At 52.1% G+C, this 14,948-nt stretch carries 12 protein-coding genes; 7 read left to right on the top strand and 5 right to left on the bottom strand.

Annotated features, from left to right (window positions below; all coding sequences use genetic code 11):
* Positions 1-15 precede the first annotated feature (15 nt).
* Positions 16-807, top strand: a complete 792-nt coding sequence (locus J3P35_RS20170; RefSeq protein ID WP_210466545.1) for a CPBP family intramembrane glutamic endopeptidase — start codon at positions 16-18, stop codon at positions 805-807.
* A 136-nt stretch (positions 808-943) separates the two neighbouring features.
* Here J3P35_RS20170 and J3P35_RS20165 read toward each other — a convergent pair whose 3' ends face one another.
* Both J3P35_RS20165 and J3P35_RS20160 read right to left on the bottom strand, forming a co-directional pair.
* Positions 944-1,558 carry a hypothetical protein gene (locus J3P35_RS20165; protein ID WP_210466544.1) on the bottom strand — a complete coding sequence of 205 codons (615 nt, stop codon included), beginning with the start codon at positions 1,556-1,558 and terminating at the stop codon, positions 944-946.
* Positions 1,559-1,708: 150 nt separating this feature from the next.
* On the bottom strand, positions 1,709-2,767 hold the full coding sequence (locus J3P35_RS20160) for an Ldh family oxidoreductase (protein WP_210466543.1): 1,059 nt from the start codon (positions 2,765-2,767) through the stop codon (positions 1,709-1,711).
* 200 nt (positions 2,768-2,967) lie between these two features.
* On the opposite strand from J3P35_RS20160, the gene J3P35_RS20155 reads away from it, so the two are divergent.
* Together J3P35_RS20155 and J3P35_RS20150 are read left to right on the top strand one after the other, a co-directional pair.
* The gene (locus tag J3P35_RS20155; RefSeq protein WP_210466542.1) at positions 2,968-4,527 is read left to right on the top strand and encodes a DUF4139 domain-containing protein; all 1,560 of its coding nucleotides are present in this window, start codon (positions 2,968-2,970) and stop codon (positions 4,525-4,527) included.
* 670 nt (positions 4,528-5,197) lie between these two features.
* Positions 5,198-7,561 (top strand): tetratricopeptide repeat protein, encoded by a 2,364-nt coding sequence (locus tag J3P35_RS20150; protein ID WP_210466541.1) that lies wholly within the window; start codon positions 5,198-5,200, stop codon positions 7,559-7,561.
* Positions 7,562-7,688: 127 nt separating this feature from the next.
* Here J3P35_RS20150 and J3P35_RS20145 read toward each other — a convergent pair whose 3' ends face one another.
* The 3 genes from J3P35_RS20145 to J3P35_RS20135 all read right to left on the bottom strand — a co-directional run bounded on the left by J3P35_RS20145 (position 7,689) and on the right by J3P35_RS20135 (position 10,588).
* A complete protein-coding gene (locus J3P35_RS20145; protein ID WP_210466540.1) occupies positions 7,689-8,099 on the bottom strand; it encodes a hypothetical protein in 411 nt (136 codons plus the stop codon).
* 431 nt (positions 8,100-8,530) lie between these two features.
* The gene (locus J3P35_RS20140; RefSeq protein WP_210466539.1) at positions 8,531-9,469 is read right to left on the bottom strand and encodes a Ppx/GppA phosphatase family protein; all 939 of its coding nucleotides are present in this window, start codon (positions 9,467-9,469) and stop codon (positions 8,531-8,533) included.
* Between the two features lie 231 nt (positions 9,470-9,700).
* Complete coding sequence (locus J3P35_RS20135) at positions 9,701-10,588, bottom strand: class I SAM-dependent methyltransferase (protein WP_210466538.1); 888 nt, start codon at positions 10,586-10,588, stop codon at positions 9,701-9,703.
* 390 nt (positions 10,589-10,978) lie between these two features.
* On the opposite strand from J3P35_RS20135, the gene dapF reads away from it, so the two are divergent.
* From dapF to J3P35_RS20115, 4 genes are all read left to right on the top strand, one after another.
* Positions 10,979-11,749 (top strand): diaminopimelate epimerase, encoded by a 771-nt coding sequence (gene dapF / locus J3P35_RS20130; RefSeq protein WP_210466537.1) that lies wholly within the window; start codon positions 10,979-10,981, stop codon positions 11,747-11,749.
* An 82-nt stretch (positions 11,750-11,831) separates the two neighbouring features.
* A complete protein-coding gene (locus J3P35_RS20125; RefSeq protein WP_210466536.1) occupies positions 11,832-12,647 on the top strand; it encodes a glycosyltransferase family 2 protein in 816 nt (271 codons plus the stop codon).
* Between the two features lie 242 nt (positions 12,648-12,889).
* Positions 12,890-13,414, top strand: coding sequence for a GNAT family N-acetyltransferase (locus J3P35_RS20120; RefSeq protein ID WP_210466535.1), 525 nt, complete (start codon positions 12,890-12,892; stop codon positions 13,412-13,414).
* Positions 13,415-13,645: 231 nt separating this feature from the next.
* Entirely contained in the window at positions 13,646-14,944 is a 1,299-nt protein-coding gene (locus J3P35_RS20115; RefSeq protein ID WP_210466534.1) for a glycosyltransferase family 1 protein, read from the top strand.
* The last annotated feature ends 4 nt before the right edge of the window (positions 14,945-14,948 follow it).

Below are 14,948 nucleotides of genomic sequence, written 5' to 3'. Positions count from 1 at the left end.
TATTTCTTGTAAAAGATGCCGCTTGTCCAAACCACTTCGCCGAGCTTTACCAGAGAACATTCCTGGCTGGCCATTGTAGCAGGTTACCTGGCCTTGGCCCTGACGTACCATGCAGCCGAGTACGCCATGCGTTTCCATCAGCATATTCCGCTGTTCCTGGGGTTGATGCTGGCCGTGGTGCCGGTGGCCTATTTGGTGGCCAGATTGCAGGGCTTCCGGGGCCTGAGAGCCTGGGGCATGCAGTTTAACCAGAAGTATGCGCTCCTGCTGCTGTTGGGATTTGCGCTGGGCTTACTGTTAAACGGATTGGCTTTTGCCCTTCGGCTGTGGATGGGCATAGAGGTGGTCACCTTTGTACCCGATTCTTCTACTTTGGTAACCCAGACCTTGATCTTCGCGGCAGGAACCTTTCTCCCTTCCCTAGCCGAGGACATTCTCACCAGAGGTTACCTTTTTGGCCACCTCCAAGGCCGGCTGAGCAGGTGGGGGTTTGTGTTGGTGTCCTCCGCGGTCTACGTCCTGAACCACCTCTACTCCCTTGATGATGGTTTCGCTGCGTTGGCGTATCTGTTTGCGCTGGGCATCATGCTGGCGACTCCGCTGGTCTATACCAAAAATCTGTGGTACACCGTAGGCGCGCACTGGGCCGGTAATATTGTCTACCGATTGGGGCAGGATGTGCTTACCGTGAAAGAAGGACCCTCCACCTTTTCAGGCCTTTGGGAACTGACCATCTTTGTTCTTCTTTTTGCAGTGGTAAATTACTGGGTGGGCAGAAGGATAAGTAAAGCTTCTCGGCTGCGGTAGAAAGCGAAAATGTTTTTAGCCTGTTTTGTTGAAAATAAGCCAAAAAGCAACGGCCACTTTCTCAGGAAAGTGGCCGTTGCTTTTTGGTAATAGGGTGAAGCAGATGCTTCAAATAGCTTAAAGAGTATATGGCGTTTTACAAAACTTCTATCCCCACTACTTCTTTTATTTTGTAATAATTCTTGGCCGAAGGAATATATACCTCAATTTCCTGCCACTTGATTTTGAGTTTACTGTTGATATACTTGCTGGAATTAGAAGTGAATTTATCTGATCCTGTAAACTGTCTAAGCCAAATGAAAGACTTTTCATTATTGCTACCATCAGTCAAGATAAAGTAGTTGAAGTCTTTAGAGTCAATCCGCTTTAGTTTGCCTTCTGCAAATCCTGTTGAAGCTCCTTCTTCTGTTTCCTTTGCCATGAGTACTGATAATTTCATGAAAGCTTCACAGTTGTCTTTCATGAGGTTCTTTCCAACATCAATGCCCAATTGCTTCATTGCTGGACCGTCAGTAAACTCTATATTTCTCTCTTCTGCTAATTGAATTAACAAACCTGATTGTTTAGAAAAGCAATCAACAAAAGCTTGCTGCGCACTTTGTTTATCAGTTATCTTTTCATAATCGAGGCTGGTCATACAGCCACAGATATTCTCAGTTATTTTCTTTTCTGCTGGCCCGGATTGGGTTTGGGCTAATGAAGGTGATAAAAAGATTAAATAAAAAAGAGATAGGAGTAAAATGTGTTTCATTAAAGCTAAAATGTTAAAGGGTAAATAGTTTCTAAGAGGCAAAAGTATTTAGAGAATTAGATCAAAAGTAAAAAGAATAGTTTACAGAAATAGATAGTTGAAGAAAGTGTTTCGGGCCTATCTTCTGCAAAACAGGCCCGAAACTATTTCTTACAAAATCACCCCAAACTTCTCGCCCAAGCCTTCCAGATCTTTCACTACCGGGGGTAGCAGCGGAATACCTTCTTTCATCCGTTGCTCGGTGAAGATGCGTTCCGGATCGCCTGGAATGAGGACCTGGTGACCTTCTTTGGCTTTTGAGCTTCTGAAGCGGGTAATCCAGTTGTCCATGTGGTGCTTGAAGTCCTCGGCGGGGCGAAACGCGTCTACCCGCATGGCCCCGAAGAAGTGCCCGATGCCTTCGCCCACCGGATCTGCGGGCGGCGCCAGGAAACTCACGAACGGTGGTACCCACGGCCCGTAATTGGCGCCGGACAACACCGCTGAGAAAATGTCTACCACGGCGCCTAGCGCATAGCCTTTGTGGCTACCGGTATCACCACCAAGCGGGAGCAGGGCACCACCGTCTTTCAGTTCGTTGGGGTTGGTGGAAGGGGAGCCGTCTACCGCCTGAATCCAGCCGAGGGGTGCTTCCAGGTTCTTACGCTGCAGCATTTCCAGTTTGCCGTTGGCGGCGGTGGTTGTGGCCAAATCAGCGACGAAGGGCGGCTGCTCGTTGGCCGGGATGGCTACGGCGATGGGGTTGGTGCCCAGCAATCGTTCCAGCGAATAAGTAGGGGCTACGAGCGGGCTGGCGTTGGTCATGGCCATGCCAATCATGTCGTGCTCCAGGGCTTTCATGGCGTGGTAACCGGCTATCCCGAAGTGGTTGGAGTTCTTCACGCTCACCCAGCCGCTGCCGGCTACTTTGGCTTTCTCCAGCGCAATCTGCATGGCTTTGGGTGCTACTACCAGACCTAAGCCGCCGTCGCCGTCCACGGTGGCGGTGCTGGGTGTCTCATGCACGATGCGCACGTTAGGCGTAGCATTGATGCGGCCCGCTTCCCAGAGGCGCACATAGCCAATGAGGCGCGCTACGCCGTGAGAGTCTACACCGCGGATATCGGCGGAGAGCAGGGTTTCAGTCGCGGTTTGGGCATCCTCAGGTGGGCAGCCGATGGCCAGGAATATCTTGCGGGAGAAATCGAAAAGTCGTTCGTAGGGGTACATGCGCAATTTCAGATTGAAAGCGCCAAAGGTAAGGCAAACGGAAGAAAACATTCCAGCAGAAATGCTTCCTTTGTGAAAGCATTCATTTGTTCTATCTACTCCTAAACCTCCCCTTTATGAATTTGTTCCGCGTGAGCCTGGGCCTATGGCTAAGCTGTTTCTGGCTTGTTTTTCCTGTTTCGGCGCAAAAACAGGAAGCTATGAATACCCAGGTGAAAGCCGTCACGGTGTTCCTGAACCGCGCGCAGGTAACCAACATTGGCAGAACAACGGTAGACCCGGGCGTGACCGAGTTGGTGCTGGAAGGCCTTCCCGCGCAGTTGGATGAGCGGAGCGTGCAGGTGAACCCAACGGGCAACGTAACGCTGCTCTCGGTACGTTACGAGCAGAATTTCCTTCGGAATACCACCAAGCCCACTGAGTTGCAACGGCTGGAAGACTCCCTGCAAAGCTATAACGGCCGCATCAGAACGCTTTCAGACCAGCGCGAAGTCCTGCAGAAAGAGGAAGGGCTGTTGCAGGCCAACCAGAACATTGGCGGTTCTCAAACCGGACTCACCGCCGCCCGCCTCAAAGAAGTAGCCGATTATTACCGCACCCGTTTACTGGCCATCCGGAAGGAAATACAAACGATAGACCTGCAATTAAACCTGCTGCGCGAGCGCCAGAACCAGTTCAACAACCAGGTGAACCAAACCCGGCAGAACCAGCAGGCGAACAATCGCGTGATTGTGTCAGTGCAGGCGACTGCCCGGGCGCAGGTTGGACTAGAGGTGTCTTATGTTGTTATCAATGCCATTTGGGAACCTATTTATGATCTCAGAGCCAGCGGCAGCCAGGGGCCGGTGCAACTGCAATACAAGGCCAACGTGCGGCAGAACACCGGCGTAAACTGGGACAACGTGCAACTGACCTTGGCAACTACCAACCCGGCTGAAGGCGCGCAGAAGCCTGATTTGTTTCCTCAGCAGTTGAGTATTCAACTTCCTTCTCCACCCATCCGGAGTAAAGTGAAATTCACTTCTCCGGTGATAAAAAAAGATGAAGAAGGTGATGCATTAAACGAAGTGGTAGTAACAGCCCTTGAAAATAGAGTTGCAGGGATGTCCGTGTCCACCACTACCTCAGACTACACCGAAGCCGTGGCCACCACTCTGGCCGCCGAGTTCAAGATTGGCATTCCGTTCAGCGTACCTTCCGATGGGGAACCACACACCGTAGACATCCAGCAGCATAGCCTCTCCACCACTTATGCGCACACTACCGTTCCTAAGCTTGATCCTACGGCTTTTCTGGTAGCCTATCTAACCAACTGGGAGAACCTGAAACTGCTGCCCGGTGAGGCTAACGTTTTTCTGGCGGGCACCTTCACCGGTAAGTCGTTTCTCAACCCGGAGCAAACCCGTGACACGCTCACGCTTTCCTTAGGCCGTGACCAGAACGTGGTGGTGCAGCGCGAGCGCCTAAAAGACTACCAGAAACGCTCCACCTTGGGCAGCAATATCAAAGAACAGTTTGGCTACGAGATCAGCCTTCGGAATACCAAAGCGCAACCGGTAACCATTACGGTGGAAGACCAGATTCCCATGAGTACAACCTCGGAGATTGAGGTGGAAGATGTGGACCTGAATGGCGGCAAACTGGATAAAGATTCCGGGAAGGTAACCTGGCAGATCTCTCTTAAGCCGAATGAGACGGTGAAGCGCACTTTACGGTACGTGGTGAAGTATCCGAAGAATAAGCAGGTGAGTGGGTTGTAAGGGGCTTCTTTGGTTCTCTTGAGCTGAAGTGCTGTTTGCTTGGCGTTTGTTTGTCTTTCAGTGGTCTTTTTTGCTTACGTAGTCCGCTGGTGCTGGCGTGGCACCGTTGTTTGCGTTAGCTCATAAGCTGGGTTGTTGCATCGCTGGGCTCCGAGCGCTCACGGCCGCGAGGCCCCGCCTTCTGGCCTCGCGCTGCGCCAGCTTCCTTTGCTCCTTTCAGTCGCAATGCCTAGCGGCACCGGAACCTGACAAGGCGCTCCACCGAAAGGCTGGAAAAGAAATACGCCAGCAAGAACGCCTCAGACCTCGCAGCGTCCGCAGGTCCTGCGAGCGTCTTTCTCTGTAGAGACGCAATACCTTGCGTCTTCACACATTGCTGATAAGACTCCCCCTCTGAAGGGGTAGAAGAATTTTTACACCTTCCGGCCAAACATTCCCAAATCTTCAATCCTACTGCAAATAGGGGAGCCCAAGGACTTACGTGTCCTGTTTATGGGTTTGGCCCTGTTTTCCGCAAAACACCCTTAAAGCTCCTGTATTCACCGAACTAATTTCAGGGGATCAAGCAACCTGGAAGCGCGGTGTTGCATCTTCCAGGTAAATAACTTTCCATGGCTCTTTTTCTGGAACGGATTTTGCCTTTTGCTGAATATAAGATATTGCTAATATTATGAAAGCTCATTTACTCTCCTTTTTCATCGTTTCGCTGCTCTTCTGGGGCGGGCAGGCTGGAGCGCAGTCATCTTCCAAAGTACTGTATGAGCAGACCAAGCAGGAGACTATCTCCATTTCCAGCTTCGCCAACCCTGATCTGAACGCCCTGGCGCAGCAATTGGGGAGAGACAACCATCATCGGTCGGGGAAACTGGTGCTGCCGGTTGAGTTTGAGCAGCAGGAGAAGATTACCCGCACCGGAGACCAGGTTGCGGTAAACGTCTCGGTTCGCCACGTGCGGGTGCGCGAGCAGGTGCTTTTCCGGGAGTTTGACTTCTCTGATGCCTTAACCCCAACCGTGATCACGGCCAAGGTGCAGTTGCTGGGCCGCGAAGACAAAGTGCTGCAGACCTTCGATATTTCAAACAAGAGCATCAGCGAAGACGGGTCTACCGTGCTGGTGCAGACTTCCGTGAAAGACACTTCTGATTTCGCGGGCTACAAGTTGAAGGTAGTAGAGAAGAAACTGGGTTTCTCCGCCAGTAACGATGGTGCTGTGCGCAACCGGTTGAATTTGGTGAACCGCTATTATGAAGCCGATGCCCGTTTAGCCCAGCTTTCCCGCGATCTGCAGGCCGTGAACCCCAATGATATTGACCATTTGGCCTTACACGGCGATCGGTTGAAACTGCTGGAGCGGGACCTGGCCTTGCTGGATGACAACCGCATGGAGCGCGAACTGGGCCTGCGCCGGCATGATCCCGTACAGCTGCAGCGCCGCATGCAGGATCTGGAATTGCGCATGAGAGAGCGCCGGATAGCCCTGGATCAGATGTGGGCCCGGCTCCCCGAGATTTTCTATAACCGCGGCTTGGAGATGGCCATGAACGGCAACGCTCGGGCTGGCCGCGAGTTCTTTGAGCGCTCGCTGCAGGCTAACCCCGCCTTCGCGCCGGCGCACCTGCAACTGGCCCGGCTCGATTTTAAGGCCGGTTACCTGAAAGAAGCCTCAAAACGCACCCGCGATCTCCTCAACCGCATGCAGGTTGATCCAGAGACCTACCGGTTTGGGCAGGAGTTGGCGCTGGATATCCAGAATGAATACGTGTTCAACGGAGAGCAGCTGAACAACCAGGGCAAGTACCGCCAGGCGCTGGAGCAGTTTGAAGAAGCCCAGGATTTCTGCCGAGGCATCTCCAGCCTGCGTTGCCGCCCAGAGCTGTGGGAGAAAGGCGTTGAGTTCGCCAAAAACGGCATCTATGACGACTTGCTGCAGGATGGACGCCAAGCCCTGGACCAGAAAAACCTAAACCAGGCCGAAAAGCTGGCCCGGGAAGCGCAGCAGTACGCCCGTAACAACAAAACCGCCATAGACTCAGATGCCGCCGCTACCAACTTGCTCCGCGATGTACAGCAACAGGTGTATGCCGGCTACATGGCCGATGGCCGTAAAGCCCTCCAGACCAAACAGTACGCTGCAGCGTTGATGGCGTTTGAAAAAGGAAAAAGCCTGGTCAGTGACTTTGGCTTAGCGACCCAACCTGATGCCGAGAAACTGCTTCGGCAGGCGGCCCGTCCGGTGATCCTGGAGAAGATTGCCCAAGGCCAATTACAGGCCAACGCCAACAAATTGCCCCAGGCGCGGTCTATCTCCGCCGAGGTTACTAACCTGCAGATCCGCTACGGCTTGGTGAACGACAAAGAACTGGACGGCAAGTTCCGGGCTTTGAACCAGGGAATCTTCTCCCAGGAGTGCGCCAACGCCCAGGCTTCCTATGACCAGCACTACCAGCGCTCCCTGCAGCTAAGCGCCGAGCGCAAGTTTGCCCAGGCCGCCGCTGAGTTGGACCAGGCCATTGCGGCCGCCAAAGACAACGGCGGATGCGCCATCCCATCGGCTACCGCCGAAGTGGAACTGGCCCGGATTGATGCCCCGGCCCACTACCAGGAACTGCTGCAGAAAGCCAATGCGCTCATCGGCCAGAACAATATGCCCGAGGCCGTGAAGGTGTACCAGGAAGCCAGCCGGCATTATGAAACTGCCGCCGTCGCTCGGTTTGGCTTGGAGCATGCATCTTTGCTCGCTTTTGCCGTGACCCACGAAAACAAAACCTTCGTGGCCGAGGTTGCCCGGCACGCCGCCGCCAACGGGGACGCCACCGGTGCCCTGGAATTAGTGAAACGCTTAGTTACCTTGAAGTATACCAAATACAACCTGAACCAACTGCAGGAACAGATAGGCCAGCTCCTCGCCACCCGCGATGCCCAGGCTAATCCCAAAGGAGACTACAAGCAACTCGCCAACACCTACACCGGCGGCAACAAAGACCTTAAAACCTTGAATAAGGCCTACCAAAAGCAATTCAAGAAACTGACGTAAGCTAGTAACAGAACGGCCTCTCCTGATCAGGAGAGGCCGTTCTGTTGATGGGTTCACGTTTTCGTTTTGGAGCCATTTGGCTGAAAGCAAGCAACAAGTGATAAGTAAATCAAGGAATCAAGTCTATCTAATTTTCGGCCTTTATCAAGACTAATTTAGAACTGCTAGTTGTCAATTCAAGCGTATCTCCTGTTGCTTTATCTATTTTTGAAGAAAGAGGCTCTTCACCAAATTCGAAAATCAAAGAATCGCCTTTCAGTTGGTATTTGAATGATGTTTGCCCTTCATCGTCTGGTTCTGGATAGACAACAGTAGAATCATCAATTTGGAACACAGCATGTGGAGCATCTTTGTCATTGCTATCCCACCAAATTCCAAGCAGCTTTGATTTATCAATGGGAGCAGACGTTCTTTGGTTTTGCTCCGGTTTCTGTTCCTCTGCAATTAGTGGGTTGGCTGTTTCCGAAGTGTTTTCTTCTGCAGAAGTGCACCCACAGCAGAAGAGTAGAGAAAGAAAAGGTAAAATCAGGTTTTTCATTATGCCTGCTTATAGGTGCTAGATTAACAGCAACAATTGTAAACCGAAATTTGTGATCTGGCAGGTGTAAACATACCTAACCCCTCAAGGGGGAGTTCCTCTCAGCAATGCGTGAAGACACAAGGTGTTGCGTCTCTACAAAGGAAGACCTCACAGGTTTTGAAAACCTGTGAGGTCTGAGGCGTTCCTACTGTATTCCTTTTTCCAGCCTTTCGGTTGAGCGCCTTTGTTTTAGACCTGGTGCCGCGGATGCGGCAGGCCAACCGGCCAAGGCTAAAACAGCAGCGCGAGGCCGGAAGGCGGGGCCTCGCGGCCGTGAGCGCACGGAGCCCAGCCATGCAACAACACAGCTTATGAGCTAACGCAAACTGCCGCGCCACGCCAGCGAAAGCGGACTACGAGTACAATCAAATAGAAACTAAGAAGAGGACCTACCCCTGTAACAACTCCGCTAACATCCCTTCCTTCAGCGCATAAGCAGAAACCCTGATCTTCTCCAGATTATACTTCTCCAGCACCCAGTCAATGGCTACGCAGGCCACCACAATCATGTCTACCCGCATGGCCAGCATGCCGGGAATGGCCAGACGCTCAGGGCGGGTCTTTTGCAGGAGTTCTTTGTACTGCCGGTGAAAGGTAGCCAGCGCTAAAGACATATCGGGGGAGCCGTTGGGGTCGCGGGTGATTCCCTGGGGAGCCAGGTCCATGTCTACCAACGTGTCAAAAGTGCCCGAGGAACCGATCAGGACTTCGGGTTGGTGCTGCAGCACGGCGGAGGTAAGTTTCTGCAGGTGGTCTTGCAGGTAGTGGCGAAGGGCTTTGACCTGTTCTGGTTTAATGGCTTGTTCTTGCTCTGGGTAAAACTTATCCAGTAGTCGTTGGGCGCCAATCTCGAAGCTTTTCTTCCAGAGAATGCCTTTGTCCGTCCCAATGATAAATTCTATGCTGCCACCGCCAATATCCATCACCATCACCGGTTTGGGGCCCACTTCCATGGCCAGTTGCACGCCTTTGAAAATGAGTTCGGCTTCACGGGCGCCTGAGATCACCTCCACGTTAATGCCGGTGTGTTCTTTGATGGCAGCCACTACCTCAGCACCGTTGCTGGCGTTGCGCAGGGCGCTGGTGGCGGTGGCTTTTACCGTTTCCACCCCGTGCTGGTCCATGATCTCTTTGAACTCGGTCAGCGTTTTGAGGCCGCGTTCCCGGGCCGCCGGCGTGATCTCGCCTTTGCTGATGCCGCCCTCGCCCAGTTTCACCGGTACTTTGGTTTTGTATAGGATCTGCTGCCCGCCATCGGCGTCCAGTTCAACAATAAGCAGGTGGAAAGTATTGGTTCCAAGGTCTATAAGGGCAAATCGGCGCGACATGTTTTTGAATTAGGAATTTAGAATTAAGAATCGATCAGTACGAGTAAATAACTCTATTCTACTGATGGATTGAACGTCAATAGGTTTTAAGAAGGCACTACGGTAAAAGGCGGTGCTTTGACCAGGCAAACTCTTCTTCTAAACAAAGAAAGCCGTTTTAAGCCGATTTTTTACAAATCAAGCTTAAAACGGCCTTGGCGGTACGGCAATCAACAACCAACAATTAACAATCTATTTCACAGAGCTGAACCGGAAGAACGTGCCTAGCGGCAGTTTGCGTTTGGCCTGATCCTCTAAATACAGCTCGCCCAGTTCCTCGTTGCGCACGGTGTTGCCGAACGATGCTTTGATAAGGTTATCCAAAATCAAGGCTGAAAACCCGAGGGAGTACAGGTTGATCACGAAGAAATTGTTTTCCGTGTCCAGCAACTCAGCGCAGAGTTTGATGAGCTCATTGATCTGTTCCTCCAGGAGCCATTTCTCACCGTCTGGGCCGCGGCCGTATGCGGGAGGATCCAGGATAATGCCCTGGTATTTATTTCCGCGTTTCACCTCACGACGGGCGTATTTCATAGCGTCTTCCACGAGCCACCGGATGTTGTCCAGGTTGCTGGCCTCCATGTTCTGGCGGGCCCAGAAGTTCACCTGCTTCACGCTGTCCAGGTGGGTGACATCGGCGCCAGCGGCATTGGCTGCTAAGGAAGCACCGCCGGTGTAGGCGAACATGTTCAACACCTTCGGCTTGCCGGGCAGCGCGCGGGTGCGGTCAAAGATGAACTGCCAGTTAGGGTCCTGCTCAGGGAACAAACCCACGTGTTTAAAAGAAGACAAGCCCAACCGGAACCGCAGTTTGAGATCATTGTAACGGTAGTTGATGAACCACTGCTCGGCCATGCCTTTCTTGAGTTGCCACTGTCCTTTCTCCTGGTTGCCTTTCTCGCGTTTGAAGGTAGCCTGCGCCAGCCTTTGCCACTCACCCTCGGAGAGGTGTTTGTCCCAGGCGGCCTGAGGCTCGGGTCGGGCCAGCACATAGTCTCCAAAGCGCTCCAGTTTCTCGAAGTTGCCGCAGTCAATCAGTTCGTAATCGGTCCAGGCGCTGGTGGTCAGGAAAGTGTACATAGGTTTTTGGGGTGGTAAAGGTGCAAAGGTACGGTTTTGTGGGTTGCAGTGCTGTTCTTCTTGTAGGGTGCTTTGCTGTGCTAATAGAGCCTACGTATTCACCTCGTTCTTAAGAAAACACCTGTAAACCAAAACAAGGCTGTTTTCCGGTTCAGGATGCAAGGAGAACCGTTTAGGAGTTGTTTTCAGGAAATCAGGCCCTAAACCAAAAACAGGTTTCTCTAACCTCAGGCTGGAGGCGCAACCGGCGACGACCTTAGTGAATCTTTACCAGAAGCATCAGGTTATAAAGTGAGGAGATAGCGCGGCGTTTCTTTTTTTCTTAATTTTCAAGGTTCTTACTAGCAGGAGACCACACCTATAAGCAGGAAAAGCTCCTTTACTTACATCATGAATTTGACTTTCTATAAATACCAGGGCACCGGCAATGACTTTGTGGTGCTGGACAACCGGGAGCAGAACATTCAACTGAGCCAGGAGCAGGTGGCTTTCCTATGCGACCGCCGCAAGGGAATTGGGGCCGATGGCCTTATGCTGTTGCAGGAGAAAGAAGGCTATGACTTTGAGATGGTCTACTACAACGCCGATGGCCGTGTGGGTTCTATGTGCGGAAACGGCGGACGCTGCCTGGTGGCTTTTGCCCAGTTCCTGGGTGTGGTAGAAGACCAGGCGTATTTCATCGCCTCTGACGGTCCGCACCAGGCATTTCTGAAAGACGGGTTGGTGCATCTGCAGATGAAAGATGTGGACGAAGTAGAAGACCTGGATACCGCTACTTTCATGAACACCGGTTCGCCGCATTACGTGAAGCAGGTTGAGGCGTTGCAGGATTTGAACGTGTTTGCAGAGGGACGGGCCATCCGTTACTCAGACCGGTTCAAGGCCGAAGGTACCAACGTGAACTTCGTGGAGCACCTGCACCATAACAAGTTGTTTGTGCGTACGTATGAACGCGGCGTGGAGGATGAGACCTTCTCCTGCGGAACCGGCGTAACCGCCTGCGCCCTGGCTGCCAGCCGGGCCGGGTATGAGAGTCCTGTCCACATCCAGGTGCTGGGCGGAGAACTGCAGGTAAGCTTTGAGAAGGAAGGCAACGGTTTCAGAAACGTGTTCCTCATTGGTCCGGCCCTGCAGGTTTTCAAAGGAGAAATCAGCCTGTAATTCCGTTTACTTTAATTCCCCCAATCAATATTCCCCCGTTTAAAACTTTGCAAAGAAGAACATAACCCTAAGCCCTTATTGAATGGCATCACCCACGTGCTCGCTCATTGTTTCAACTTACAACTGGCCCGCGGCCCTCAACCTGTGTCTGCAGAGTGTGGCCCAGCAGGTAGTGATGCCCAAAGAGGTTTTAATTGCCGATGATGGATCAGGCCCGGAGACCAAGGATTTGATCGCGCGTTTTCAGAAGCATTTCCCGGTTCCGTTGATCCATGTCTGGCATCCGGATAACGGGTTCCAACGGTCTATGATCCTGAACAGAACTATTGCCCAAACCAAAGAGCCTTACATAGTGCAGGTAGACGGTGATATTATTCTGCATCCTAATTTTATTCAAGACCATCTTTCAATAGCAGCGCCTGGCCGCTTTTTGGCAGGCGGCAGAATTAATCTCTCCCCGGAAATTTCACAAGAGGTACTGGAGAAACAAATAACGCAATTCGGTCTAATCGATATCGTAAAGACCAGTAACCTGTTCAATGGGCTACGCAGTGGTTTCCTGCGCCGGGTTCTGGCGGACCGTTACAAACTTACAGGCAAAAACAAATACTACGTGAAAGGCTGCAACATGTCTTTCTGGCGTAAGGACCTTCTGGCGGTGAATGGCTATAATGAAAATTACGTGGGGTGGGGCCCCGAAGACAGTGAGATAGCGGCTCGTCTCATGAATGCCGGCATCAGGAAAAAATCTTTGAAAATGGGCGGAGTTCAGTACCATCTGCACCACACGTATGTTGACACCAGCCGCAAAGCCATCAACGAGGAACTGCTGCGCACCACCATCCAGACCAACATCACTTACTGCCAAAAAGGGGTGGACCAATACCTGCAGAAGTAACAGTCCAAAATCCACTGACGGTAACCAAAGGTATTATGCCATTTGCACGGTCTGGAAAATCTGAAAAAAAGCGGTTTTTGGTTTTCGCGCCTGTTTTCTTAAAATAAGACAAAAAACAGTTGAACAGGAGCAGGGTTGTGGCTTTATGTGAGGCTGGTTTATTTACTTTTGACTGTACCTTTAGGTCCCGGGCGTGGTGTCTGCGCCTGCCTTTGAGAAGCCATTTACACCTGTAGCTGCCCATGCTTCAAACAGACCGTATTTTTCTGCGCGCGCCAGAGCCCACAGACCTGGCGTTTCTCTACAGACTGGAGAATGACCCAGACCTTTGGCCGGTAAGTCTGTCCGTAGCCCCTTACTCGCAGGAGGCCCTGCATCAGTACCTGGAAAGCGCCAGCCTGGACATCTATGCGGCCCGGCAGCTCAGGCTCATGGTTTGCCTGCAGCAGGACCGCAGTGCCATTGGCACGGTTGACCTTTTTGACTTTGAGCCGCTCCATCAGCGGGCGGGGGTAGGCATTGCGCTGGCCTCTGACCAACGGGGGCAAGGCTATGGCAAAGAGACGCTCCAGCTTCTGGAAGAATACGCCACCCAGGTGTTGCAACTGCACCAGCTTTACGCCTCCGTAAGCCAAGAGAATACCACCAGTTTACAGCTTTTCAGGCAGGCCGGATTCCAGGAAGTGGGCGTTCGCAAAGACTGGCTCAGGACCCCAAAGGGGTGGCAGGCAGTGGTGGAACTTCAGAAAATACTAGGCTTATCTTAAAAAAAGGATAAAGTATTTCTAAGGGTGCCAATGTGTATCTGGGTGGAATAAATCGCATTCCCAATAGATGGGTTTATACTGAATTTTGGCGGTTTTTGTAGGGTAATCAAGGGTAAATCCTATTGAAATGCAGCCTTTTTTCCAAAAGTGCGTAAGCTAGGTTTGTAAAAGGAAAAGGCACCCATTATCGCGCTCTTTTTCAGGACCCTCACTTCTTAACTCGCTTTTGATATGTTTGACCTAGACTTAGATTTTATCCCCGGCGGGGGGAGTAGCTCCCTTACGCCAGAACCAGAAGTAACCTCAACCAGTACGCACACATCGTCTGTAAATAATACCCCAAAAACCGCCCCAAAATTAGCCAACGACACAAGTCTGGAGGCCTATCTTACTTCTGTTTCTGCCATTATCTGCTTATCGCACCTGAGATGGGATTTTGTGTACCAGCGCCCGCAGCACTTGCTCTCGCGTTTTGCCAAACACACCCGCTTGTTCTTCTTTGAGGAGCCTTACTTCTATGACAATGCGCAGCCCCGTCTGGAAATGGAGGAGCGCGAAGAAGGCCGGGTAACCAAAGTCATTGCGCATTTGCCCAATGGCCTTACCCCAGAAGAATCAGACGCCAAGCAAATAGAACTGCTCAACGCCTTCATGGCCGACCATGACCTGAGCAAAACCGTTTTCTGGTACTATACGCCTATGGCGTTAGAGATAACCCGTCAGTTCACGCCGGCCCTTACCGTGTTTGACGTGATGGATGAGCTTTCTGCGTTCAAGTTTGCCCCTCCGCGCCTGCTGGAACTGGAGGCTGAGTTGCTGCAGAAGGCAGACGTGGTTTTCACCGGTGGCCAGAGCCTGTACGAAGCCAAAAAAGATCGTCACAAAGAAGTGTATGCCTTCCCCAGCAGCATAGATAAAGTTCATTTCGCGCAGGCCCGCCAGAACCAGGTAGATCCTGCTGACCAAGCCAATATCCCGCACCCGCGTATGGGCTTCTTCGGGGTGGTAGATGAGCGCTTTGACATTGAGCTACTCCGCGAACTTTCCGCAGCACGCCCGGAGTGGCAGTTTGTTATTATCGGGCCGGTGGTGAAGATAGATGCAGCCGTGTTGCCGCACGCCGATAATATCCATTACCTGGGCGGAAAATCATACCAGGAACTTCCTTCTTACCTGGCCGGCTGGGACGTAGCCATGCTGCTGTTCGCCCTCAATGATTCCACTAAATACATCAGCCCAACCAAAACCCCAGAGTACCTGGCTGCTGGTAAACCCGTGGTGTCTACCTCTATCAGAGATGTGGTGCGCCCGTATGGCGAGCTGAACCTGGTGCAAATAGCCGATGGGACTAAGAATTTTGAAGCAGCCCTGGAGAAAGCGCTGGCCCAGAAAGACGATGCCAAATGGAGGCAGCGCGCCGATGAATACCTAGCTGGTATCTCATGGGACAAGACCTGGCAGAACATGGTGCGCCTGATGCAGTGCGTAAGCACGGAGAAAAAGGGCAGGCAGAGTTCAGCCGCAAAATAGGGCT

It is taken from the genome of Rufibacter roseolus, assembly GCF_017916365.1.
Classification (GTDB): domain Bacteria; phylum Bacteroidota; class Bacteroidia; order Cytophagales; family Hymenobacteraceae; genus Nibribacter; species Nibribacter roseolus.
This window is presented reverse-complemented; position numbering and strand designations above follow the sequence as displayed.